This window comes from Flavobacterium gillisiae, from assembly GCF_900107635.1.
Classification (GTDB): domain Bacteria; phylum Bacteroidota; class Bacteroidia; order Flavobacteriales; family Flavobacteriaceae; genus Flavobacterium; species Flavobacterium gillisiae.
The window spans coordinates 17,827-43,418 of the sequence record NZ_FNRD01000008.1; the positions used below are offsets into that span (position 1 = coordinate 17,827).

The 25,592-nt window shown below is 33.6% G+C and carries 23 protein-coding genes; 18 read left to right on the forward strand and 5 right to left on the reverse strand.

All coding sequences use genetic code 11. From position 1 onward, the window contains the following. The first annotated feature begins 1 nt into the window (after window position 1). Window positions 2-1,267: a type II toxin-antitoxin system HipA family toxin gene (locus BLV35_RS11790; protein ID WP_091090138.1), complete on the forward strand. Its 1,266-nt coding sequence runs from the start codon at window positions 2-4 to the stop codon at window positions 1,265-1,267. A gap of 838 nt (window positions 1,268-2,105) precedes the next feature. Here BLV35_RS11790 and ychF read toward each other — a convergent pair. Next, window positions 2,106-3,200 carry a redox-regulated ATPase YchF gene (gene ychF, locus BLV35_RS11795; RefSeq protein WP_091090140.1) on the reverse strand — a complete coding sequence of 365 codons (1,095 nt, stop codon included), beginning with the start codon at window positions 3,198-3,200 and terminating at the stop codon, window positions 2,106-2,108. A 311-nt stretch (window positions 3,201-3,511) separates the two neighbouring features. Between ychF and BLV35_RS11800 the strand changes: the two genes are divergently transcribed. From BLV35_RS11800 to BLV35_RS11810, 3 genes are all read left to right on the forward strand, one after another. Continuing rightward, a complete protein-coding gene (locus BLV35_RS11800; protein ID WP_091090687.1) occupies window positions 3,512-6,160 on the forward strand; it encodes a TonB-dependent receptor in 2,649 nt (882 codons plus the stop codon). Window positions 6,161-6,316: 156 nt separating this feature from the next. Further along, the gene (locus tag BLV35_RS11805; RefSeq protein ID WP_091090143.1) at window positions 6,317-7,060 is read left to right on the forward strand and encodes a class I SAM-dependent DNA methyltransferase; all 744 of its coding nucleotides are present in this window, start codon (window positions 6,317-6,319) and stop codon (window positions 7,058-7,060) included. A gap of 129 nt (window positions 7,061-7,189) precedes the next feature. Further along, window positions 7,190-7,723, forward strand: coding sequence for a hypothetical protein (locus BLV35_RS11810; protein ID WP_091090146.1), 534 nt, complete (start codon window positions 7,190-7,192; stop codon window positions 7,721-7,723). 99 nt (window positions 7,724-7,822) lie between these two features. Here BLV35_RS11810 and BLV35_RS11815 read toward each other — a convergent pair whose 3' ends face one another. Then, window positions 7,823-8,173 carry a 4Fe-4S dicluster domain-containing protein gene (locus BLV35_RS11815; protein ID WP_091090150.1) on the reverse strand — a complete coding sequence of 117 codons (351 nt, stop codon included), beginning with the start codon at window positions 8,171-8,173 and terminating at the stop codon, window positions 7,823-7,825. Between the two features lie 135 nt (window positions 8,174-8,308). On the opposite strand from BLV35_RS11815, the gene BLV35_RS11820 reads away from it, so the two are divergent. From BLV35_RS11820 to BLV35_RS11845, 6 genes are all read left to right on the forward strand, one after another. After that, window positions 8,309-9,367: an acyl-CoA reductase gene (locus tag BLV35_RS11820; RefSeq protein ID WP_091090154.1), complete on the forward strand. Its 1,059-nt coding sequence runs from the start codon at window positions 8,309-8,311 to the stop codon at window positions 9,365-9,367. Between the two features lie 93 nt (window positions 9,368-9,460). Next, window positions 9,461-10,531 (forward strand): 3-phosphoserine/phosphohydroxythreonine transaminase, encoded by a 1,071-nt coding sequence (gene serC, locus BLV35_RS11825; protein WP_091090160.1) that lies wholly within the window; start codon window positions 9,461-9,463, stop codon window positions 10,529-10,531. Window positions 10,532-10,678: 147 nt separating this feature from the next. Further along, window positions 10,679-11,629 (forward strand): D-2-hydroxyacid dehydrogenase, encoded by a 951-nt coding sequence (locus BLV35_RS11830; RefSeq protein ID WP_091090163.1) that lies wholly within the window; start codon window positions 10,679-10,681, stop codon window positions 11,627-11,629. Window positions 11,630-11,723: 94 nt separating this feature from the next. Then, window positions 11,724-12,284 (forward strand): hypothetical protein, encoded by a 561-nt coding sequence (locus BLV35_RS11835; protein ID WP_091090167.1) that lies wholly within the window; start codon window positions 11,724-11,726, stop codon window positions 12,282-12,284. Window positions 12,285-12,396: 112 nt separating this feature from the next. Beyond that, window positions 12,397-12,834, forward strand: a complete 438-nt coding sequence (locus BLV35_RS11840) for a DUF6146 family protein (RefSeq protein WP_091090171.1) — start codon at window positions 12,397-12,399, stop codon at window positions 12,832-12,834. A 32-nt stretch (window positions 12,835-12,866) separates the two neighbouring features. Beyond that, window positions 12,867-13,169: a DUF6787 family protein gene (locus BLV35_RS11845; protein ID WP_091090174.1), complete on the forward strand. Its 303-nt coding sequence runs from the start codon at window positions 12,867-12,869 to the stop codon at window positions 13,167-13,169. 6 nt (window positions 13,170-13,175) lie between these two features. On the opposite strand, the gene BLV35_RS11850 is transcribed toward BLV35_RS11845, so the two are convergent. Both BLV35_RS11850 and msrA read right to left on the reverse strand, forming a co-directional pair. Continuing rightward, window positions 13,176-13,475: a hypothetical protein gene (locus tag BLV35_RS11850; protein ID WP_091090178.1), complete on the reverse strand. Its 300-nt coding sequence runs from the start codon at window positions 13,473-13,475 to the stop codon at window positions 13,176-13,178. Then, window positions 13,475-14,023, reverse strand: a complete 549-nt coding sequence (msrA, locus tag BLV35_RS11855; protein ID WP_091090182.1) for a peptide-methionine (S)-S-oxide reductase MsrA — start codon at window positions 14,021-14,023, stop codon at window positions 13,475-13,477. Before msrA ends, BLV35_RS11850 begins: the two co-directional genes overlap by 1 nt. 247 nt (window positions 14,024-14,270) lie before the next feature. Here msrA and BLV35_RS11860 point away from each other — a divergent pair, with 247 nt between their 5' ends. The 8 genes from BLV35_RS11860 to BLV35_RS11895 all read left to right on the forward strand — a co-directional run bounded on the left by BLV35_RS11860 (window position 14,271) and on the right by BLV35_RS11895 (window position 24,333). Beyond that, window positions 14,271-14,933, forward strand: coding sequence for an ABC transporter ATP-binding protein (locus BLV35_RS11860; RefSeq protein WP_091090186.1), 663 nt, complete (start codon window positions 14,271-14,273; stop codon window positions 14,931-14,933). 159 nt (window positions 14,934-15,092) lie between these two features. After that, the gene (locus BLV35_RS11865; protein WP_091090189.1) at window positions 15,093-15,857 is read left to right on the forward strand and encodes a TIGR02757 family protein; all 765 of its coding nucleotides are present in this window, start codon (window positions 15,093-15,095) and stop codon (window positions 15,855-15,857) included. 367 nt (window positions 15,858-16,224) lie between these two features. Then, window positions 16,225-16,584 carry a response regulator transcription factor gene (locus BLV35_RS11870; RefSeq protein ID WP_091090193.1) on the forward strand — a complete coding sequence of 120 codons (360 nt, stop codon included), beginning with the start codon at window positions 16,225-16,227 and terminating at the stop codon, window positions 16,582-16,584. Between the two features lie 5 nt (window positions 16,585-16,589). Continuing rightward, the gene (locus BLV35_RS11875) at window positions 16,590-17,696 is read left to right on the forward strand and encodes a hypothetical protein (protein ID WP_091090195.1); all 1,107 of its coding nucleotides are present in this window, start codon (window positions 16,590-16,592) and stop codon (window positions 17,694-17,696) included. Between the two features lie 12 nt (window positions 17,697-17,708). After that, a complete protein-coding gene (locus BLV35_RS11880) occupies window positions 17,709-19,142 on the forward strand; it encodes a glycosyltransferase family 2 protein (RefSeq protein ID WP_176980611.1) in 1,434 nt (477 codons plus the stop codon). Between the two features lie 10 nt (window positions 19,143-19,152). Then, the gene (locus BLV35_RS11885) at window positions 19,153-21,600 is read left to right on the forward strand and encodes an LTA synthase family protein (protein WP_091090196.1); all 2,448 of its coding nucleotides are present in this window, start codon (window positions 19,153-19,155) and stop codon (window positions 21,598-21,600) included. Next, window positions 21,597-22,862 carry a YaiO family outer membrane beta-barrel protein gene (locus BLV35_RS11890; protein ID WP_091090198.1) on the forward strand — a complete coding sequence of 422 codons (1,266 nt, stop codon included), beginning with the start codon at window positions 21,597-21,599 and terminating at the stop codon, window positions 22,860-22,862. The genes BLV35_RS11885 and BLV35_RS11890 overlap by 4 nt, the downstream gene beginning before the upstream one ends. A 118-nt stretch (window positions 22,863-22,980) precedes the next feature. Then, window positions 22,981-24,333 (forward strand): DEAD/DEAH box helicase, encoded by a 1,353-nt coding sequence (locus BLV35_RS11895; protein WP_091090201.1) that lies wholly within the window; start codon window positions 22,981-22,983, stop codon window positions 24,331-24,333. Window positions 24,334-24,446: 113 nt separating this feature from the next. Here BLV35_RS11895 and BLV35_RS11900 read toward each other — a convergent pair whose 3' ends face one another. Continuing rightward, window positions 24,447-25,562 carry a lactonase family protein gene (locus tag BLV35_RS11900; protein WP_091090204.1) on the reverse strand — a complete coding sequence of 372 codons (1,116 nt, stop codon included), beginning with the start codon at window positions 25,560-25,562 and terminating at the stop codon, window positions 24,447-24,449. Window positions 25,563-25,592 lie beyond the last annotated feature (30 nt).

Genomic DNA, 25,592 nt, shown 5'->3' on the forward strand with positions numbered 1-25,592 from the left:
TATGGCAGCAGATAAAAGCATATCAATCATCGCTTTCGATACCGAGATAGGAAAATTAGGATACGATTTCAACCAACGTAAATGCTATTTCCAATACAGTCCTGAATTTTTAGATTCGGGCAAGTATTCCAATATGTTTCCTTTCCTGTTTAAGAGAATAAAACCAGTACAGGTATTCACCCAATTTGAAGGAGAAACGTTTAAAGGTCTTCCTCCTATGATTGCCGATTCCCTGCCGGATATGTTTGGGAACATCATTTTCCAGGAATGGTTCAACGCTAAGGAAAAAGGATTTAAAATTACACCTTTAGAACAATTAACTTATGTCGCCGACCGTGGTATGGGTGCGCTGGAATACCGTCCCGTCAAAGACCTACCTATGACCTCCAAAATTGATATTGAAGAAATGGTGAAGGTTCTTGAACGTGTCTTACATCTAAAAGACGAAACCACTTCAAACAACCTGAGTGATTTATCGCTTTTAAACATATTTAAAATTGGTACTTCCGCAGGAGGTGTCAGACCTAAAATAGTAGTTTCAGAAAACAAGGAAACCGGTGCCATCGTCGCGGGAGACCAAATATTCTCTGAAGAGTATAACCATTACATTGTGAAACTTCATTTGGAAGAACCACAGGGTTATAATAAAGAAAAGGTAGAATACATCTATTATTTAATGGCTCTGGAGGCTGGTATTGACATGATGCCTTCAAAATTAATCGATGACACCCATTTTGCCACCTCACGATACGACAGACAAAAAGGACAAAAGCAACACGTACTTACCGCATCGGGTCTTACAGGCTGGGATTTTAAAAAACCTGATAATTCATCCTATGAAAATCTATTTAAACTTTCCATTAGTTTAGATGTTCCACACAAAGACATCCAGCAACTCTTCAGAAGAATGATATTTAATGTAGTCTTCAAAAACGTAGACGACCATTTAAAGAACCACAGCTTCATCTACGATAAAGAAAAAAATAGCTGGAATCTTTCCCCAGCGTATGATATAACGTATGCCTTAAACCCATTGCTTACTTTTACAAGTATTTCAAGAGCATTATCGATTAATGGCAAACGACAGGATATAAACTGGAATGATGTCCTATCAATTGCAGAGGAATTTGCTGTTAAAAACCCTAAAGGAATTATTGATGAGGTTCAGAACACAGCAGTATTCTGGAAAAAAACGGCCACTGAATTAAATATCCCAGAAAATATAATCAATACAATTGAAAACGATTTTTATTTTATAAAGAACTAATCGTTGATAAACGGAATCTATTCCTAAAAAATTGGATGCTAAAATCAGAACAAAACTTTAATACCTAGGTCAATTTTTGTTACTGTACAAGCTTAAAAATTGAACAGCTTAAACATATAATTATTTGGTAAAATAGTACTTATCCATACCATATTTTGAACCAATCAATGGTGCAAATTCCAATAAAATTGATTAAATTTGAGTCATCAATACGAGTACTAAATTGAGTGAAATTTAAAGGTGCACAATTCGGTGCACTCATTTTGAAAAACAAACGCTAAGTCAATAAAATTAAGACTTGACAGAGGTTGACAAGTCCCTCTTTCTCCGCCAGTATAAGTAAAACCCTTTAAACATAACGTTTAAAGGGTTTTTTCATTGTCATCATTTCTATAACCCCCTCTTCTCAGACAGCCTTTTGCTTTCATTTCAAAAATTTAGCAAAATCCCAAACATAGTTACCAAACCTTAATCATTTTTAAAATTAAAATATTCAATAGTATCTATAGTCCGACACTAGCACAATACAAGTCTTTATTCATTACTTCGATCGAGCGATTTGCGCCTATCTTTTTAAAATATGTTCCAATGACATACAAAAAGTCCTATAGTTTAAAAAACAACCTTCAAATCAACTTCTAATAGCTAATTATTTAAAAGACGAAAAGTTCCTACCAATCCGCTACAATTTAAAATCGAACCACTAAATTTAAAAAACAAGGCTACAAATTCAACATTCAACCTTAAATCATAAGGTCAATCAATTAAAAACTTTGAGAAATAAAAAAAGCTGCTGAATTTCTCCAGCAGCTTGTCATTATTCATAAGTATATTCTGTCTATACGTTAAATCTAAAATGCATTACATCTCCGTCTTTAACGATATATTCTTTTCCTTCTACTTTAAATTTCCCTGCTTCTTTTGCCTTAGCTTCTGAACCATAATGAACAAAGTCCTCATATGAAATCACTTCGGCACGAATAAATCCTTTTTCGAAATCAGTATGAATCACTCCTGCTGCCTGTGGCGCAGTTGAACCAACATCTATCGTCCAAGCTCTAACCTCTTTTACACCTGCAGTAAAATAAGTCTGTTGCTTTAATAATTTATAAGCAGCTCTAATCAAAACCGAAGCACCTGGCTCAGTTAACCCCATATCTTCAAGAAAAACTTGACGCTCTTCATAACTTTCCAATTCTGTAATATCAGCCTCTGCTCCTACAGAAAGAATAATAACCTCTGCATCCTCGTCTTTTACTAACTCACGAACTTGATCCACATATTTATTGCCGTTAACCGCTGAATTTTCATCTACATTACAAACATACAACACTGGCTTTGCCGTAATCAATTGAAAACCCTCCATTAAAACTTCTTCATCATTGTTTTGAGGCGTTACCGTTCTTGCTGATTTTGCTTGAAGCAATGTCTCTCTGATACGGTCTAAAAGGGCTTTTTCTGTTTGCGCTTCTTTATTACCAGTTTTAGCTGCGCGATTTACTTTCTCTAGACGTTTTTCTACATTCTCAAGATCTTTCAACTGCAACTCAATGTCAATCGTTTCTTTATCCCTAATTGGGTTAACATTCCCGTCAACATGAACAATATTATCATTATCAAAACAACGAAGTACGTGGATAATAGCATTACACTCTCTAATGTTACCTAGAAATTGATTTCCTAAACCTTCCCCTTTACTAGCCCCTTTAACCAAACCTGCGATGTCAACAATATCAACTGTTGCCATTTGTACGCGTTCCGGTTTAACTAGTTCTTCCAGTTTTTCAATTCTTGTATCTGGTACATTAACGACACCTATATTAGGCTCAATAGTACAAAAAGGAAAATTTGCACTTTGCGCTTTTGCATTTGACAAACAATTAAATAATGTTGATTTCCCAACGTTCGGTAATCCTACAATTCCTGCTTTCATGATAGTATCTTTTACATATAACGTTTAATCGCTACAAGTTTAATATTTAATTTTAAAAAGTGTGCAAATATAATATATAATAAATCGTAGACAGCATAATCCACAGATTAATGTAATTGCAAAATTTATTTTACACTTTTACATATCTAATAATAAAAATTATAACAAATTATCAGTCCAATAAATTATCATTAATATAAAAAGAATAACACATATTTTAAAGTAAATCTTAACGATTCCTTAAATATATGTTAAAAATTTCCTATCTTGCCACCGAAATTAAACCAAACAAAAACCAAATTAAATTATTTATGAAAAAAATCACACTATTATTTTTACTGCTAAACGTCAGTTTTCTTTTTGCACAAAAAGAAATTTCTGGAGTAGTAAAAGACAATTCGGGAGCAGCGCTTCCAGGAGTTAACATCGTCGAAAAAGGAACTAATAACGGTGTTTCTACCGATATTGACGGTGCTTACAAAATAAAAGTAAAAGAAGGAGCTACAATCGTTTTTAGCTACATTGGTTTTGCCAAAGTAGAAAGAGCTGCTACTGGTTCTAAAATTGATGTTGTTTTATCTGAAGAAGGTGGACAAGCATTACAAGAGATTGTTGTAACAGGGACAAGAACTGCTCAAAGGAGTAACACCACGACTGCTCTTCCTATTGATGTAATTTCTGCTAAAGACTTAGCTTCAACTGGACAAGCATCATTTGACAAAGCTTTACAATACAAGATTCCATCTTTTAACACGGTACAAACACCAGTAAATGATGCGACTTCTTTATTAGATCCTTATGAAATTAGAAACATGGGACCTAGTAGAACTTTAATCCTTATCAACGGAAAACGTAAAAACTTAAGTTCTTTACTTTATGTGCAAACGTCTCCAGGACGTGGTGAAACAGGTGCTGACATCTCAGCTATACCTACTGACGCTATCGAAAGAGTAGAGATTCTTCGCGATGGTGCATCTGCACAATACGGTTCTGATGCCATTGCTGGGGTAATGAATATCATCTTAAAAAAGAGTACTAATGGTGGATCAGTTACACTAAGAAGTGGAGTAACTTCTGAAGGTGACGGTGAAATGTTAGGAGTTAGCTTAAACAACGGATCAACTGTTGGAGACAAAGGGTTTATAAACTACACTTTAGATTTCTCTAAAGTAAGCTTAGCAAACAGACCTGGTACAGTTGATGCTGCCGGAGAAGCTGCAGATTTTGGCGCTAATATCGCTGATGTACAATCATTTCTAGCAAAAATGCCAGATGCAGGAAATATTAATGGTTCTCCTGAAACTGCTGCAGCCAAATTCTTGGTAAATGGAGGTTTTGATTTATCAGAAAATACTCAAATGTATTATAACGCTGCTTATGTTTACAAAAAAGTAAACTCATTTGCTAACTACAGAACTCCATACTGGAGAACGCTGTCTGACTTTCCTTATTTAAAAGATTTCTTTGGAGACGGAACAGCAGCATCTTACCAAGGGTATGTACCTACTTTTACAGGTGACTTGAATGACTATAATGCTACTTTAGGTTACAAAGCGGTTCAAAACGGTTGGAACACTGATGCAAGTATTACTGTTGGTGGTAACACTCAAACGTATAATGTAGATAACTCGCACAATAGATCAGATATCAAAGACGGAAACGGAGCAAATGTATATCAAGAAAATAGCCCTATCTTTTTCAAACCTGGAGGAACATCTTTCAATCATGTTGTTGGTAACTTAGATATCTCTAAAATATTATCTGATAAAATCAGTATTGGTTTTGGTTCAGAGATCAGAACAGAAACTTTTGAAGTTATAGAAGGTGAACAATCATCATGGGAAGGTATTGGAGCTGATTCATTTGCTGGAAACAGACCTGAAAATTCAGGAAAATGGAACCGTTACAACTTAGGTGGATATTTTGATGTTGCGTTTGACGTAACTGAAGATTTCTTAATCAACGGTACAGTTCGTTATGAAGATTATAGCGATTTTGGTGGAGCAACTGTTTGGAAGTTAAGCTCTAGATATAAATTTGCAGAAGATAAAGTAACACTTAGAGGATCAGTTTCTACTGGATTCAGAGCCCCTACATTACACCAAATTTACACTCAAAAATCACAATACTCTTTCGTTCCTGGAGAAGGAATTCAAGTAAGTGGTATTATTAATAACGTTTCTCCTCAAGCTCGTTTAATAGGTGTTCCAAAATTGGATGCTGAAAAATCAACAAACGTTACTGTTGGAATAGGTGTTAAACCATCTAGAAACTTTAATTTCACTGTAGATTATTACAACATCAAAGTAGAAGATAGAATCATCTTGGGAGACATTAAAGAAACTCCATTTGGTGATGTAGCTTGGTTTGAAAACTCATTCGATTCTAGAACTTCTGGATTAGATGTAGTTGCAAATTACAGTAACATCGAATTAGGTGAAGGAAAATTAGGATTCAATTTATCTGGAAACGTAACGTTTCAAAACGAAAGAATTTCTCCAGTAAAGAGTGATAACTTTGGTCAAACACTTGAATCTTTGATGTTTACTTCAAGACCTGTTACTAAATGGATTTTAGGATCTAACTACGAAGTTGGAAAATTCGGTTTTTCTCTTAACAATACTTACTTTGGAAAAACTACATTTAACCAAGCTGGTCTAAGTTCTGACTTAAGAACAGAATTTATTCCTAAAATCGTTACTGATTTAGGAGTTACATTTTCTGCAACTGAGAAACTTACACTATCATTAAATGTAAACAACTTGTTAAACGTTTTACCAGAATGGGAATTCAAAGCTGAAAACGCTGCTGGTACTGCACTCTTAAATGATCCAGCACAAGTAAAAAATCAATCTAACTTGATTACTTTTAACCAACGTTATTCTCAAATGACGTATGATGGGTATCACTTTAGCCAATTAGGAACTATGTTCAATTTATCGTTGAACTATAAATTCTAATTATTTAAAATAATTTTTAAAAGGGCTATCCATTGGATAGCCCTTTTTTTATATCATAATTTTCCCTAAATTTAAAGGTTATTAATCTGAACTGCAACAGTTAACTCATTTTAGCAACATCGCTCTTAGTAACTAATCAACTCAAATTAGAAGCATATGGCTACCTTATACGATGGAAAAATGGCCACTATATATGACGCCATGTATCAGACCTTTGTCGACTATGATGAAGAATATAACTTTTACAACACATTAATTCAAGAATACAATTGTAAAACTGTACTGGAAATAGGAAGCGGTACTGGAAATTTAGCTAAACGATTTCAAGAAAACAATCAAAATTATACCGGATTAGATTATAGCAAAAGTATGATTGCTATTGCAGAAGAAAGAAATCAAGATTGTCATTTTATCCTCGGCGACATGCGGAATTTTAATCTCGAACAAAAAGTAGATTCTATAATTATAACAGGACGTTCTACTAGTTATCTCATTTCTAATGAAGATGTGAACGAAACTTTTGCTTCTCTTCATAATAACATTACAAATGACGGCGTCATTATTTTTGATTTCATAGATGCCAATCGATTTATCCCCTATGCAAATGAAAACCCTCTTATCATTCATAAAGCAGTACATGAAGGAATTAGCTATCTAAGAGAAAGTACATGGGAAACCACTTCGCAGGAAAACTTCATGTTGGATTGGATCGCTAAATATTATATAATTCAAGAACAGGAAAAAGAATTAATCGCCACTGATTTCTCGACAGTGCGTGTGTTTACGTTAAATGAAATACAGTTATTTTTGTATCTAAATAAGTTTGAAATCATAAAAACAATAGATAGAAAAACCTATGCTTATGACACTTACGTCATTGTAGCAAAAAAGAGATCCTAAACAATTCAATAGTGCCTCATCGTTTTTTATTTCGGAGTGAATAATATAATCTTTTGTAGAAATTATGTAACAGTTTTAAAGTCAGATACTTTTAAATTTGTAACATACAAATCATTAAAAATAAATATCATGAAAATTATAATATTAGGAATGGCTGCTTTTTTATTTACTATAAATATCCAGGCGCAGAAAAAAAATGTAAAGACTGAAGTTACAACTAATATCACTACAGTAAAAGATTCTGATGGAGATAAAAAAGTAATCCAAACTAAGGAAGTAGAAGAAGTTCAAACAATTCAACTAAAAGATGCGAACTCCAAAGTTTTAAACAAGGATATAAAAGAAAGTCCGGTAGAAGTGACTGCTACCACAAAAATTACAGAAAACGGAGTAACTAAAGTAATTTCTGTTGATAGATCTGCCTACTATGAATTAGACGGAAAGAAATATCAAGTTGCAAGCGACAATAGCGGATACACAATGTTCTCCCCTAATGGCACTAAATCAGCAGTTTTAAGAAAAACTTCAAATAATAATTACATCTATAAAGCAAAAGATAAAACATCTTATGGTTATTTTACCGCAGATGGAAATCTAGTTTTAGAAAATTATGATGAAGCTACAGATACGGTAACCATCACGACTTATATTATAACAAAATAATTAAATACTAGTTTAACGTACAGCCCTAAAAACAAAAAATCCTGTTCGCCATGGCGAACAGGATTTTTTGTTTCTATTCTATTCTTACAATTAAAGAGTCTATTCGTTATGCAAAAATGCTTGTCTACTCAATAATGTCTCTTCTGTTTCAACATGATTATCATCAGGAATACAACAATCTACAGGACATACAGCGGCACATTGTGGCTCATCATGAAATCCTTTACATTCTGTACATTTTCCTGGAACAATGTAATATACTTCATCAGATATTGGCGTTTGTGCGTCATCAGAATCTACCTCAGTACCATCCGGCAAAATTACTTTTCCCGTTAATTTAGTTCCGTCTTTATATCTCCAATCATCTGCACCTTCATATATTGCTGTATTTGGGCACTCTGGTTCACAGGCCCCACAATTGATACATTCGTCAGTTATTATTATTGCCATTTTACTATAGTATTTGTTATTCAAGCTAAAAAAAACCTTGGTAAGTCACATTTGACTTTAAGACTTTTGACTTTCGACTTATTAAAGCTTATTTTTGTGCAAAATTACAATCAAAACAATTCATAAGCAAACATTATGACATTAGAAACAAAAAAAAGTGTTTTTGTTGAATTAGGGAAATTCTTAAGCCAATTTTCTGAAGATAATACGATTAAAAAACCAAACGTTTTAAACAACGATCCGTTTTTTGACTCCTTTATTGATCTGATAAAATTATCACAATCTCATAATGGCTGGTACACGCCAGAACACGTATATTTTTCAATTCAATCCTGGGCTAAAGCGCTTACCGAAGAAAATTTAAATCAATGGCTTTCCGCTTATAGTATTGACACGACCGAATCTAAAAATGTAGCTTTAATTTTAGCTGGAAACATCCCTTTAGTGGGATTTCATGACTTCCTTTCCGTTTTAATTTCTGGGCATAACGTTTTGATCAAAACATCCTCTAACGACCAACACCTTCTTCCTTTTTTGGCTAAATACATCATAGCGATTGAACCAAAATTTACTGATAAAATTACTTTTGTCGAAGGTAAATTAGAAAACTTTGACGCTGTAATTGCCACTGGAAGTAACAATACGGCGCGTTATTTTGAATATTATTTTAAAGACAAACCCTCTATAATTAGAAAAAGTAGAAACTCAGTTGCCGTTTTAAACGGAAAAGAAACTAAAGAGCAACTAATTGCTTTAGGGGAAGATATCTTCCGTTATTTTGGTTTAGGATGTCGCAATGTGTCTAAACTTTTTGTACCAAAAGGATATACCTTTGATGCCTTTTTTGAAGCTATATTTGAATATCAGGATGTCATTCATTACGAGAAGTATGCAAATAATTACGATTACAATAAGGCTGTTTTTCTAATGAGTAATTTCAAACTGCTAGATAATGGTTTTTTGACTTTAAAAGAAGATAAAAGCCCCGCCTCTCCTATTTCGAGTGTGTTTTATGAGTTCTATGACGATATCAATGAATTACAAACGCGGTTAGAATCAGAAAGTGAGCAAATCCAATGTGTCGTAAGCGATAAACTGATTGAAAACAGTATTGATTTTGGACAAACACAACATCCTAAATTATGGAATTATGCAGATAACGTCGATACTATTTCGTTTTTGTTAACAACATAGTGGAAATATGTTTAATAATTCCGAAATAATTAACGCTTTTTAAAGTCCTATTCCCGAAATTTGCGTTTTAATTTTTCGGACATAAACTACACCATGAAAAAACACAACTACAGCGCAGGACCATGCATTTTACCGCAAGAAGTTTTTGAAAAATCAGCACAAGCAATATTGAATTTTAACGATTCTGGTTTATCAATTTTAGAGATATCGCACAGAAGTAAAGATTTTGTTGCAGTAATGGATGAAGCCAGATCTCTTGCACTAGAATTATTAGGATTAGAAGGCAAAGGATATCAAGCACTTTTCCTAGCAGGAGGAGCAAGTCTAGAATTTTTAATGGTTCCTTATAACTTGATGAAAGAAGGCGGTAAAGCAGCTTACCTTGATTCAGGAACATGGGCTAGCGGAGCGATAAAAGAAGCTAAATTCTTTGGAGAAACTGTTGTTGTTGCTTCTTCAAAAGAAGAAAATTACAATCACATTCCAAAAGGATACACCGTACCTGCCGATGCAGATTATTTTCACTGTACTAGTAATAACACAATCTTTGGAACTCAAATAAAAGAATTTCCATCGTTAGACATGCCAATCGTATGCGATATGAGTTCTGATATTTTTTCTAGAGTATTGGACTTTACAAAATTTGACATTATATACGCCGGAGCTCAAAAGAATATGGGGCCAGCTGGAACTACTTTAGTTATCGTAAAAGAAGAAATTCTAGGTAAATCAGGTAGAACAATTCCAAGTATATTAGATTATGAAAAACATATTAAAGCAGAGAGTATGTACAATACACCAGCTGTTTTTCCTGTTTATGCTTCATTATTAACTTTACAATGGTTGAAAAACCTTGGAGGAGTTGCTGCTGTTGAAAAATTAAACAACGCTAAAGCGGCATTGTTATATGGTGAAATAGATAGAAATCCATTATTTAAAGGAGCTGCAGCTGTTGAGGACCGTTCTAACATGAATGCAACTTTCTTATTAAATGATACTGCCCATACTGAAGCTTTTGATACTATGTGGAAAGCAGCAGGAATATCTGGGCTTCCAGGACACCGTTCAGTAGGTGGCTACAGAGCGTCTATGTATAATGCATTACCAATAGAAAGTGTTCAAGTTTTAGTTGATGTTATGAAGGCATTAGAAACTAAAGTATAATATGATTACTGGGATTACTAGCCCCGATAGTAGTGAAAATCCCATGCTTTTTAGCGTGGATTGTAACGAATAGCGGGAATAGCTCCTAAAAAACAACAGACAAATATGAGGACGATACTACTTCGTTCCTCGCAATGAAATAAAATAATGAAAGTATTAGCAAATGACGGAATTTCAAAAAGTGGAATTCTAGCTTTAGAAAAAGGTGGATTTGAAGTAATTACAACAAAAGTAGCGCAAGAACAAGTAGCTAACTTCGTAAACGAAAATAACGTAGACGTAGTTCTTGTAAGAAGTGCAACTAAGGTTCGTAAAGATATTATTGACGCTTGCCCAGGATTAAAAATAATTGGTCGTGGTGGTGTAGGAATGGACAATATTGATGTGGATTATGCTAAAAGCAAAGGAATTCACGTGATCAATACTCCAGCATCTTCATCAGAATCAGTGGCTGAATTGGTTTTTGCTCACTTATTTTCAGGTGTACGTTTCTTGCACGATTCTAATAGAAATATGCCTCTTGAAGGAGATTCAAACTTTGATGGTTTGAAAAAAGCATACGCTAATGGAGTTGAATTAAGAGGAAAAACTCTTGGTATTGTAGGTATTGGTCGTATTGGTCAAGCTACTGCAAAAATGGCTCTTGGATTAGGTATGAAAGTAATTGCTGCAGATAGTTTTATCCCAAAAGTGGATGTTAAAGTGGAATTCTTTGACGGACAATCTATCACTACTTCAATCGTTTCTCAATCACTAGAATCTTTATTTAAAGACGCTGACTTCATTACTTTACACGTTCCTGCCCAAGATGGTTACATCATTGGAGAAAAAGAACTAGCTATCATGAAAGATGGTGTAGGTATTGTAAACTGTGCTCGTGGTGGTGTTATTGATGAAGTAGCATTAGTAAAAGCATTAGACAGCGGAAAAGTTTTATTTGCTGGATTGGATGTTTTTGAAAACGAACCAACTCCTGAAATGACTATACTAATGAATTCTAAAATCTCATTGACTCCACATATTGGAGCAGCAACTGGAGAAGCTCAAGATAGAATTGGAACAGAACTTGCTTCACAAATTATAAGTTTATTGAAGTAATTATTTCAAGTAAATACAAAAAGGGGATTATTAATTTTATTTAATAATCCCCTTTTTTTTTGTAAATTGTAGTCAAACCAAAAAAAATCTAAAAATGTTCGAACAATTAACACAATTAGCACAACAATTTGGAATAGATGCAGTAGTAAAAAATGATGCTATCCCAAATGAACAAAATGAAGCAGTAATAAATGAAGCCAGCTCTTCAATAGTTACTGGATTACAAAAAATAGTTTCAGAAGGCAACGTAAGCCAATTAGCAGAGTTATTCCAAGGAAACAATGCTCAGGATAAATCTAATCCAGTAGTACAAAAGCTTACAGAACAACTTACGGGTAACTTGGGAGAAAAATTCGGATTGAATAGCGCGGCGGCTTCAGGAGTAGCGGCTAGTTTAATCCCACAAATTTTGAACTCACTTGTAGGAAAAGCTAAAGATCCTAATGACTCTAGTTTTGAAATTTCAGATATTATTGCGGCCATCTCTGGTAACGGTGATAGTGCTGGAATTATGGATACCATTTCTAAATACGGAGGCCAATTTGGCTTAGATCAAAATGCCGATGGCAAAGTAGATATGAATGATGCCATGGAAGCACTTAAAAAGAATAGTGGCGGCTTTGGTGATACGCTAGGGAGTTTATTTGGAAAGTAATAAAAGTTATAATTTTAAAAAGCCAGTTTTCAGAGATTACTGGCTTTTTTTATGTTAAATAATTAACTCACAGTAATTTAATTTTGTAATTTTAAGATTCAATCTATCCATTATGAAAAACATATCCTACGTCTTGCTTGTTCTTTTGGCTACGTTACTAAGTTGTAACTCAGTCAAAAATACTGATGCGAAATCTGACAAGATAAATTCTTCGATGAAAAACGATACAGTACGAATAACCAATGATGCACTAGAATATGAAGTAATTATAATTGACGCAGGATTTAGCACCTGGCTTGCATCAAGATCTTTACCACGCAACTACCACTCCCAATCTTATTTAGAGAACAAAAATATATTGTGGGTTGGCGAATGGAACAGAAGAGTACTACAACCATTCAGTTACAATCGAAACCTCTATGAAATGACCATTAACTATGATCAAAATGTTGATTATGGATATGAAGTGAATTATTTAATTTACAACTATATGGTCTATTTTCAAAATACCTTTAAACAAAAACTTTTTGGCTATGTTCCTCCAAGATAATGTTACTATATTTGTAATCATTATAAATAAAAATGAAGGAATTAAAAAAGCGTTGGAAAATTGAATCCAATTTTCAACTTGCCATTATATTTATCGTCTTTGCGATAACCGGTTCTACTTCGGCCTGGTTATCAAAACCCGCTTGTTTTTGGTTGGGAATTATGAAAGAAGACTTTGGATTCTGGTACACACCCGTTCGGTTGCTTATAATTTTTCCTTTATATCAAGTCCTTTTGGTCTTAATAGGATCGCTTTTCGGGCAGTTTAAATTCTTTTGGACTTTCGAAAAGAAAATGCTTAAAAGAATGGGATTGGGTTTCCTTTTTAAGCAATAAACAAACCTAACTCCCGCTCTCTTTTTTTATAATATAATTGTATACCCACATTAGCGTAAAAGACGGAATGAAATCTGTAAAAGGAAAGATTTCTTCAAGAAATGTTACCACTCCCCCTACTTTTCCTGCCGTTCCTTTATACATTCTCGTCATCAAATAAGCTGCTATTGGTGCCCAAATAACATCCGAAAACTCACCAACCATAGGCACCGTAAAGGACAGCATTCCTATGGCATCAAACAAAATACCTAAACCTAGATTTTTCCTTTTAGCATTTCTATTAACCTCGATCACTTCTTTCTCCATTACTTTTTAAGTTTATCTTTGTAAACTTTTTTTAACTTTTCTATTTTGGGAGTAATGATATACGAACAATAGCCTTGCGATTTATTATCATTATAATAATTCTGATGATAATCTTCTGCTTCATAAAATTTTGACGCTGGCGAAATCTTAGTTACAATACGCTTCCCAAAAGTATCCTCAGCTGTCATTAAAGCAATATAGTCTTCAGCTGTCTTTTTCTGCTCCTCGTTGTGATAAAAAATTTCACTTCGGTACTGCGTCCCTACATCATTTCCCTGACGATTTATTGTCGTAGGATCGTGAGTGGCAAAAAATATTTCCAAAAGCTCTCCAAATGAAATTTTTCCAGAATCAAAACTAATCTCAATTGCTTCTGCATGCCCTGTTTCACCTCCACATATTTCTTTGTATGTTGGATCAATCGTCTTTCCGCCAATGTAACCTGAAATAACACTGTTTACACCTTCTAATTCTAAGAATACAGCTTCTGTACACCAAAAACAACCTCCTGCAAACGTAGCTACTTCTATTCCTTCTTGTATACTCATTGTATTCGTTTCTTTAATTTAAGATAAAACAACCTTATTTTTATTTCGACTGATGTGAAATTAGAATTATTTTCAGCGTAATTCTAATATACCTGTTCCTAATAACACATTATAAATCAAATTTAGGCTATTAAAAAGACTCCCCTATTTCTTATTAACTAAATTTTATAGTTTGTCTCATGAAAATTAATTTGTCTGCCATTTAATATTCATTTAAATCTTTGTTTCTTTGCAGAAATAGCTTCTTATGATATATGCCAAAAATTTGCACAAATATTACGACCAACTCCATGTTTTAAAAGGAGTGGATTTACATATTAAAAAAGGAGAAATTGTTTCTATCGTGGGGGCTTCCGGAGCCGGTAAAACAACTCTTTTGCAAATCCTTGGGACTCTGGACAAGCCTTCAGTAGAAAAAGAAATAGAACTTCGCATCAATAATGAAGATATTCTAACGATGAATGATAAAAGCCTATCCAAATTTAGAAATTTGAACCTCGGTTTTATCTTCCAATTTCATCAATTGCTACCTGAGTTTACAGCGTTAGAAAACGTATGCATTCCCGCTTTCATTGCTAATAAACCCAAACAAGAGACGGAAACTGAAGCCAAAAAGCTATTAGATTTTCTTGGCTTATCACACAGGTTGAACCATAAACCAAATGAGCTTTCAGGAGGAGAACAACAACGCGTGGCAGTAGCCCGAGCATTGATAAACAAACCCGCTATAATATTTGCAGATGAGCCGTCTGGTAATCTTGACACCGCATCAGCAGAAAACCTGCACCAATTATTTTTCAAATTACGTGATGAATTTGGTCAAACTTTTGTGATTGTAACCCATAATGAAGATTTAGCTAATATGGCCGACAGAAAACTGGTGATGGTTGATGGCCAAATTAGTAATTAGGAGCTATTTCCAGCTATACGCTACAATCTTTTTACCTCGTCCTAAAAACGAGATAAAAAGGATTTTCACTTCTATCTGGGCTAAGCTTATTTGCTATCATTAGTAATTTTTTCACAATTTGTGTAAATCTGTTTTAATCCATGTTATCCAGTTCCCATAATGAACAAATCAGAACTTAAAGATTTTCTCGACGAAAAAGTACTTCAATACAACACACTCGACTTCATAGAAAGTGATCCAGTGCAAATACCTCATCTCTTTACTCGAAAAGAAGATATTGAAATTGCAGGCTTTCTAAGCGCTACAATTGCCTGGGGGAATCGTACTATGATTATCAAAAATTCTCATCGCATGATTGATTTGATGGGTAATGCCCCTTTTGACTTCGTGATGTCTCATTCTGACGATGATTTACAAAGGATCGAGACTTTTGTACATCGTACTTTTAACGGACAGGATTTTAGCAGTTTTATAAAAAGTCTCCAGAATATTTATCTAAACCACAATGGCTTAGAAGCAATATTCTCTAAACATCAAGAGCCAGCATCAATTCAAAAAAGCATCTCTGAGTTTAAGAAAATATTTTTTGAAATCCCACATCAGTACCGTACCCAAAAACACGTATCAGATCCTATGAATGGCTCCGCCGCAAAACGCATCAATATGTATTTGAGATGGATGTGCCGCCAAGACAACAAAGGAGTTGACTTGGGAATATGGAAGAGCATTCCCCCTGCAGTTCTATCTTGCCCTTTAGATGTCCATTCCGGTAATGTCGCCCGAAAACTGGGCCTCTTAACACGGAAACAAAATGATGGCAAAGCAGTGGCTGAATTAGATGCAAAACTACGAAAACTTGACCCTACCGACCCAGTTAAATATGACTTTGCACTCTTTGGTTTGGGTATTTTTGAAGGATTTTAGATAATAAATTACACGTATTCCTTTACATTAATTTTATATTTTTCAATACCTTTTCTTTAAAAAAACCAAAACCACAACTCGAATACCTTAATATTTAACATATACATTCCTACATATATCGCAATTAAGTGTGTTTAATCGATGTATTTAGTACTTTATCGTATAATATAAAACAAATTATACTATTTTAGCGTTGTACAAATGTTGAATTTTTTTTTGTTTTTATCATTAAGCTATTCTAATTGAATACTTTAATAAACGAGATTAATAATTATTAAAAAAAACAAAACCGAAACCGAAAGCATTACGTATACATTAGTAGAGTAGTTAATCAATTTTACCCTGAATTTATTATACAAAAATTAACATGAAAAAAATTTTACTAGCCGAAGATAATTCGATGCTTTCGTTACTACTTAAGTTCAGATTAGAGAAAGAGGGATACGAGCTTTTGATTGCAGAAAACGGAAAAGAATCGATCGCATTGATTGAAGAGCACAGTCCTGCATTAATTCTAACTGACATTATGATGCCATTTATCAGTGGCTTAGAAGTAATTAGTCACGTTCGTAATACATTATTCGCTAAAACTCCCATAATCGTTTTTTCAGCATCTGGTCAGGAAGAAGTTGTACTTAAAGCCTTCAAACTAGGAGCTAATGACTTTATGAGTAAACCGTTTAGCCCTAATGAATTAATGAATCGTGTACAGCGAATTTTACGTTAAACAATATGGTTGTTTTTAATTATTTTATTGAACTTTTTGAAAAATCTGATTTAATCATTGAATTTGTCTGGTTTCTCATTGCTATGCTATTGTTCTTAGTTATTACAATCATAATCTACCTGAAATATTTAAGAAGTACCTTACGCAGAAATGAAAAGTCAAAAAACAAATTAGAAAAAGAATTTGAAACTGCCATTATCACCTATTTGTATGCCGGTGATCCTGATAGTAAAGAAATTAGTTCAGATCAACTATTAATCATTGAAGGCCTAAAAAAAGGAACAAGCAAATCGTATAGAAAAGATATCTTAATTGCAACAATGTTGAAACTAGGCTATGAGATTTCTGGAGAAATGGCTGAGTCTATTGATAAACTCTACATTCAAACCGGTTTAAAAGAGTACAGCCTGTCCAAATTAAAAAATAAAAAATGGAATTTAATTGCTGAAGGAATTAGGGAACTTACCCTTTTTGAAGTAAAAGAAGTCCAACATTTAGTTAAAGAGCATTTAAATCACCCGAAAAGTGAAGTGCGTAGTGAAATGCAATTGTACCTCGTTAATTTATTTCATTTTAAAGGTCTGGATTTTTTAAACGAAATAAAAACTCCAATATCAGAATGGGATCAAATTCAATTACTGGAAGTGCTGCAGTTATATAAAACTCAGGAAATCTCAGATATTTCGTCTTGGTTAAAATCATCAAATGAATCTGTAGTCTTTTTTTCATTAAAACTTGCTAAAATCTACAACCAATACGGCGTAAAAGAGGAACTTATTGCTCTTTTACAGCATCCAAATGTTAACGTAAGAGTTGAAGCAATCCACATTATAAGCCACCTCGATATTATAGAAGCAAAAAATGAGTTAAAAACTAATTTTAACACACTCGATTTAGAAGAACAAATCGCTTTTTTCGCAATGATAGAAGAGACATACGAATTGGCCGACAAGCCATTTATACTGGATAATATCCTAAATCCAAATTTCGAAATTAAATACTCTGCACTTAAAATCTTAAAAGAATTGAGTCTGGATGAATTTAATAGTTTTAAAGATCTGTCTTTAGACCCTCAGTTTATAAAAATTATTAATTTTGTCGAATCAAATTAATTGTTTTTTTAAATGCAAAATACAATCCTTGTTATTCGTTTTCTATTTTTTCTATACGGTTTTATGCTTATAGGCTCTTATATTGTTCTGGGAATCATATCTGTAATTGAGAGTATCGAGTACATGAAAAAGAACAGCTTTGTAAACTATAACAAAATATTATCCTCTAACATTTCTCCCTCTATTTCCATTATTGCCCCAGCATATAATGAGAGTTTAAATATTATTGAGAATGTAAGATCACTCCTCTCCTGCCACTATGCTAATTACGATGTAATTATCGTAAATGACGGTAGTAAAGATGATAGCCTCGAGAAACTTATTGAAGCCTATAATCTGGTTAAAGTGGACTTCCTCATCAATGAACAAATACCTACCCAACCGATAAGGGATGGAATATACAAATCAACTAATCCAGCATTTGAAAAGTTGATAGTTGTTGACAAGGAAAATGGAGGAAAGGCTGATGCGTTAAATATGGGTTTGAATATCAGTACGAACAAATATGTTGCTTGTATAGATGTAGATTGCTTGTTAATTGAAGATGCGCTACTTAAATTAATCAAACCTTTTTTAGAAACGACGGACACGAAGGTTATCGCTGCAGGCGGTGTAATCAGAATTGCAAATTCATGTATTATTAAACAAGGGAAGTTAATCGATGTTAACCTTCCTAAAAACATGATGGTACAAGGACAAATTCTGGAATATTTACGAGCATTTTTATTAGGAAGAATGGCGTGGAGCAGATTAAATGGCTTGCTCGTTATTTCAGGTGCTTTTGGATTATTTGATAAAAAGATAGCAATTGAAGTGGGTGGCTATGACATTCATACTGTAGGGGAAGACATGGAAATCATCGTTCGTATGAGGAGATATATGGAAGAGTTGGAAGACAAACCGAAATATAAAGTGGCCTATATCCCTGATCCTCTTTGTTGGACCGAGGCTCCTGACAATTACAAAACATTTATCTCTCAAAGAAACCGTTGGACTCGCGGTACTATAGAAACACTTAGAAAACATAGAAAAATTGGTTTAAATAGGAAATACGGCGCTATGGGACTCCTAAGCTATCCATATTGGTTTTTATTCGAAAGGCTGGCTCCTATAGTAGAAATCCTTGGTCTGTTGTATTTTGGACTTCTTGTTTTTTTCGGTAAAGTCAGATGGGATTACACTATTGCTTTTATACTTGTAGCGTATTTATTCACTGTATTATTTTCGATAATAGCCATCATTTCTGAAGAGCTTACCTATCATCAATACAAAAAAAAGGGAACAGGATTAAAAATGGTTATAATTTCTTTCACAGAGCCTTTTATCATTCATCCTTTTATACTATATTCCGCCGTAATGGGGAATATAGATTACTATTTCAATAAAAAAAAGAAATGGGGAGCAATGACAAGAAAAGGAATGAGCAACACACAAACAAAAAATTAGTCTAAAAAATATGGAGAACACAGAGAAAAAAAAGAATGCATTTTCTTTTAAAAATGGCTTTAGATATATTTATCTAACACTCTCTTTAATATTTACTTTTTGGCTCATTACATTATTTGAAATCTACTCTAAAACTGCAAGCGGAATTCAAATACAAGACCTTACCACTACGTTATCATTTAAATTATTAAATGATTTCTGGACAGGATTAATAATTGGTTTATTATTCTTACCCTTGTACCTTGCTTTTGTATTCGTTAAAAAACCTATAGATGAAATACTGATAAAAGTACTGTTTTGTTTGATTATAATTGGCCAGTTTGCATTAGTAAAGTACAGCCTGACTACACTTATCAACTTGGGAGCTGACATTTTAGGCTACTCGATGGATGACATGTATACTACTGTAACCGCATCAGAATCTTTGTCTTACCTCTACTTCTTACCTTTTATTCTTTTTCCAATGGTTTATTTAGGTATCAATAGTGCCTTTGTTAGATTTACCACGGAAAAGGGGATTTACATTACTGCAGCTGTACTTGTTTTGATTTTGGGAGGTTTAAAGCTATCTATACCCGATGTTTCGGCTTCGAATTATCAAAATAAAATGTACTTTTTCACAAGCGATATTATCCGCTTTCAAAATGACAAAAGCTTAACTGACACTGACAATTTATTCTACAAAAAGGAATATCCCTTAGTACAGCCTTTTAGTTCTACCCCAGATGTTTTAGGTCCGTTTTTTGAAATTCACGAAGAAAAACCAAATATCGTAATGATCATCGTAGAAGGTTTAGGGAGTGAATTCATTGGACAAAATACCTATAGAGGATTTACACCTTTCTTAGATTCTATGATTCCAAAATCACTTTACTGGGAAAATTTCATTAGTAATGCCGGAAGAACTTTTGGAGTTGTTCCCTCATTGTTAGGTTCTTTGCCTTACGGCGAAAAAGGATTTCTAGAACTTAATCCGTTACCATCCCATACTTCTTTGATTAGTATTCTAAAAGCAAACCAATACACTACTTCTTATTATAGTGGAGATGAATCCAGTTTTGACCGAAAGATTAACTTCTTAGAATACAACGGAATTGATAATGTAATTGATGTAAATAAATTTGGTTCTGGCTTTACCAAAACAAAAGAAAATTCAGGTGGATTCTCTTGGGGATATCCCGATGCAGAGATATTTAAAAAAACACTGTCAGATTTAAATGGCAAAAAAGAGCCACGCCTAGATATAATCATGACCTTATCTAATCATGAGCCTTTTGATTTTCCTTCAAAAAATGTATATCTAAAAAAGGTCGATAGCATTGCAAATGCTAATCCTAATTTAGGAATAAACAAAGGAGAGATTAAAGCGTACAAAGATATTTTTGCCTGTCTTTTGTATACTGATAATTCTATCAAGAACTTTATGCAATCGTATGCCAAAAGACCTGAATACAAAAACACCATATTCATAATTACAGGAGATCACAGGTTGATTCCTATTAATCAAAAAGACAAATTATGTCGCTTCCATGTGCCTTTGTACATCTACAGTCCGATGCTAAAAAAAGCAGAAAGCTTTAAATCTATTTCTTCTCATTGGGATGTAACTCCTAGTTTAATTTCATTTTTAATGAATAATTATAAATTAAACAAAATGGAAAAAACAACATGGATGAGCCAAGGTCTAGATACTGTCAAAAAATTTAGAAACATTCACCAAATTCCTTTAATGCGTTATAAAGGAAGTATAAATGACTATATCTATAAAGACTATCTATATTCTGATGGCGAATTATTTAAAATCAACGCCAATTTCGACATTGAAAAAATAAATGATGCAGCGCTATTAAAAACGATTGGGGACTCTTTAAACGAAGCTAAAAAATTAAATGCATACCTGACTAAAAAGAATAAAATTATATCCAATGCCCTCAACATCTATACTCAGCCTGCTTTCCAGTTTTCTGAGCAAGAAATGGTTACAATAAAAAAACTTACTAAAGGATTAAGCTACGATGAAATCTTTTTCCTTGCCCGTGATTTTGCCTTTAACAAAGAGCGCAAGAAAGCCCGATTATTATGCAATTACATTCTAAATGAACTTCCTAATTATGGTGACGTACGTACTTTAAAAGCGCGAACATTAGCATGGGATGGAGATTATCCTAAAGCGGAAACAGAGTTATTGAATGTGATAAAAAGAACTCCATACTATGAGGATAGCTACCTAGCCTTAATGGATGTTTACTGGTGGTCTGACCAAAATAGTAAAGCGATTACAATTGCAAAACTAGCTTTGAAAAATGAAGTAAAAAGTCCAGAACTGAGTGTTAAACTCGCTCAGGCTTACCAACGAACAAATGCAATTCCCAAGGCTGAAAAAATTATGGATAGCATTATAAAAAAATATCCTAAAAACACGGAATACCTTAAAATAAAAAAATCCTTTAAAGAATGATTTCAAAAATAACGACCAAACTGTCTTTTATACTTTCTTTTTGTTTTGCATTACATATGCAAGCACAAGAGAAAATATATAATGGTAACCCAGATACCTCTTTTGAAACTGCTCGAAATCTAGCTTTTAATCAAGAACGGAAACAGGCGCAAGATACACTTAGGCATATTTTAACAAAATACCCTGACTATCACGACATTCGAACTTTCCTGGCTACTACCTATTCTTGGGACGGAGACTATAAAAAAGCAAGGACTGAGTTTGCCTATGTTATAGATAAAGACCCTAAGAATAAAGCGAACTGGGTTGCTGCTATAAAAAATGAATCTTGGAGTGAGTCGCCATTTGTTGCTTTAGAAATGTCAAAAAAAGCATTGAAATTTTTCCCAGAAGATCCAGAACTTACTTATTTGAAAGCAACAGCCGAAAAAAGTACGAACAACCCACTTGAGGCCTTAAATAGCATTGAATCCATATTAGATAAAAATCCTCAGGATGAAAATGCGCTAAGCTTTAAAGCAAATTTAAATCAAACGTTAAGAAAAAACACCATTGGAGTAATAGCTGCAGTAGACTTTTACTCTGAAGTTTTCGACCCAATGCAGTATTACACCTTAAACTATAGCCGACAAACAAAATACGGGACCATTATAAGTAAATTTAATGTCAATAGACGTTTTAATGAAAATGGAACGCAAATCGAATTTGATTTGTATCCTAAAATAGCAAAGGGATTGTATGCTTATTTAAATATTGGTTTCGCCAATACCTTCCTTTTTCCCGATTTAAGATACGGTGCGGAATTGTACAAATCATTACCACATAGTTTAGAAGCCTCGCTTGGATTCCGTTCTCTAAAATACAGTACAACCACTAACATCTATACCGGTTCCATAGGTTGGTACACTGGAAATAGCTATTTATCATTTCGCCCCTATATTACTCCGGGAGATAATGGAACTAGTACTTCAGGAACATTTACCTATAGAAAATACAGGAGTGATGCTGATAATTTCTTTGGTGCTACTATCGGTATGGGGTTTTCTCCTGAAATTAACCAATTTAATTTCAGCGGTAATGAAAATGCCGTTGTCGATTTGAAATCTCAAAAAATAAACGTGGGCTATTATTTCACATCTGATAATAAACGAAATGCTTGGGGAGCACAAGTTGGTCTAACACATCAAGAAATTACTTTTGATCAAGGCAATTACTTTTGGATTTACAATATCACTTTAACTTGGGATCTCCGATTTAAATAAAAAAAATACATTTTTAGCTATTGAAAATAGAAGCCGCTAAAGTGTAATTATAGGAGATTGCCTCCCAATTAGCATCTTTACTTTCAAAAATTGTATCTTTGCACAAAATATACGTTTTATGACCACTTTCGAGCAATTCAATCTTCCAAAATCAGTCCAAAAAGCAATAGACGATTTAGGATTTACTACCCCTACTCCTATTCAGGAAAAAACTTTTTCTGTGATAATGTCAGGTCGTGATATGATGGGAATTGCCCAAACAGGAACTGGTAAAACATTTGCCTATTTATTGCCCTTATTAAAATTATACAAATTCCTTCCTGGACATACTCCAAAAATAGTAATCCTTGTCCCTACGCGTGAACTTGTAGTTCAAGTAGTAGAGGAAGTGGAAAAATTGACCAAATATATGTCAGTCCGTACCGTTGGTATTTTTGGTGGTGTGAACATCAATACCCAAAAAACAACGATATACCAAGGTTGCGACATTCTTGTAGGAACACCTGGAAGAATAATGGATTTAACATTAGACAATGTGATCCGTTTTGAAGAAATGCAAAAACTAGTTATTGATGAGTTTGACGAAATGTTGAATTTAGGGTTTCGTACTCAGTTGACTGCTATTTTGGCAATGATGCCTAAAAAACGTCAAAACATCTTGTTTTCTGCGACTATGACGGATGAAGTAGATGCTATTTTAAATGACTATTTTGATTATCCGCAAGAGGTTACTCTTTCGGCTTCTGGAACACCATTGGAAAACATTAAACAAGTCGCTTACAATGCAACAAATTTTAATACGAAAGTAAATCTATTGAAACACTTGTTACAAGAAAATGAAGACATGAGTCGTGTTTTAATTTTCGTAAATAACAAGAAAATTTCAGATATGCTTCACGTTCGTATCGATGAAGATTTTGCAGATCAATTTGGAGTAATTCACTCTAATAAATCACAAAATTACCGTTTGAGTACGATGGCTTCTTTCCAAGAAGGAAATCTACGCGGACTTATTACTACAGATATTATGGCTAGGGGTTTAGATATTTCTAATATTACCCATGTTATCAACTTTGAGATGCCAGCGATGCCAGAATTATACATGCACCGTATAGGTAGAACTGGACGTGCAGATAAAACTGGAAAAGCAATTAGTTTTATTGCCCCTAGAGAAGAAGAAGCAAAAGTGGAAATTGAAGTCTTAATGAACATGGAATTACCTATTGAAGCGTTTCCTGAAGAGGTGGAAGTTTCAGCAAAGTTAATTGAACCAGAAAAAGAGAGACAAGTCGTTAAGTTCTTAATGAAAAAGAAAACACTTGACGGAGATGGGGCCTTTCAAGAAAAAAGTAAAAAGAATAAGAAAGTCAATTTGGGAGGACCTGGTGTCACCAAGAAAAAAACGCATGGATCTGTCAATCGTAACATGTTAAAAACAAGAGACAAGAAAAGAAAAGACAAAAACAAATAGGACTTTTGAAAGTCCATAAGTCGAAAGACTAAAAATAAAAAAAAGGCTAGAAATGATTTTCATTTCTAGCCTTTTTTTTATAAGCTAACACAAATTATTATGGAGATTGAATTCTAATTATTAGCAGTAAAAACCAAACATACCGGAGCACACAACTCTATTTTTTTTCCAGTATCCGTTAGTTTTCCCGTAATAGTATCTCTTTTAAATATAACAATGTCATTCGAATATTGATGTGCTACTAAAAGAAATTTACCAGTTGGATCAATTGCAAAACTTCTTGGGCCTTTACCTAAAGTACCTGTTTGTCCTTGAGATTCTAATTTTCCGTTTTTTAATATTCTAAAAGTTGAAATAGTATTGGCTTCCCCACGGTTTGTTGCATATAAAAATTTTCCGTCAGGCGAAATATCTATCGCAGCTCCAGTGAAACTTCCTTTAAAATCTTTGACTAAAATAGTAGTTTGATCCACTTTTTTCAACTTTCCTTTCGAATAACAAAAGACCGTCAAACCTCCAGTAAGTTCTTGTAATAGATAAACATACTTCCCATTTTTACTAAAAGTTAAATGTCTTGGACCACTTCCTGCTTCTACAGCAAAGCTATCTTTTACTTTTAACGCAGCTGCACTTGCATTTGGATTGTACTCATACGAATACACCTTGTCATTCCCTAAATCATTCGATAAAACAAACTTTTTGTCTGGAGAAAATTGAACCATATGAACGTGCGGTCCTTCCTGTCTACTAACGTTACTTCCTTTACCGTAGTGTTGAACCACTTGTTTTGCTTCGCCAATACTTCCGTCGCTATTTTTACCAAAAACTCCAATGTTTCCGCCAGAATAATTAGCTACAATTACATTTTTATCATCATTAATAATATAACAAGGATCTGCTCCCATAGACTTCTGTGAATTTACAAAATCTAATTTACCACTACTTGGCGTATACCCAAAAGAGCTTACTTTACTTTCCTTACCATTTTCATTTACAGAATATACAAACTTATTATCTGCAGAAACAGTCAAATAACTTGGATTTACAGTGTTTTCAGAAGTGTTTTTAAAGTTGAAATCACCCGTAATTACATCAAAATCATAAACATAAATCCCTTTGCTTTCACATCCCTTTGTATAAGTACCTATAACCAAATTGAACTTATTGTCTTGTGCTTGAATACTGCAGCACATTAAAGCTAACAGAAGTGTAGTAATTTGTTTTTTCATTTTCGTGAATTATATTTAAAAGCTAAAATA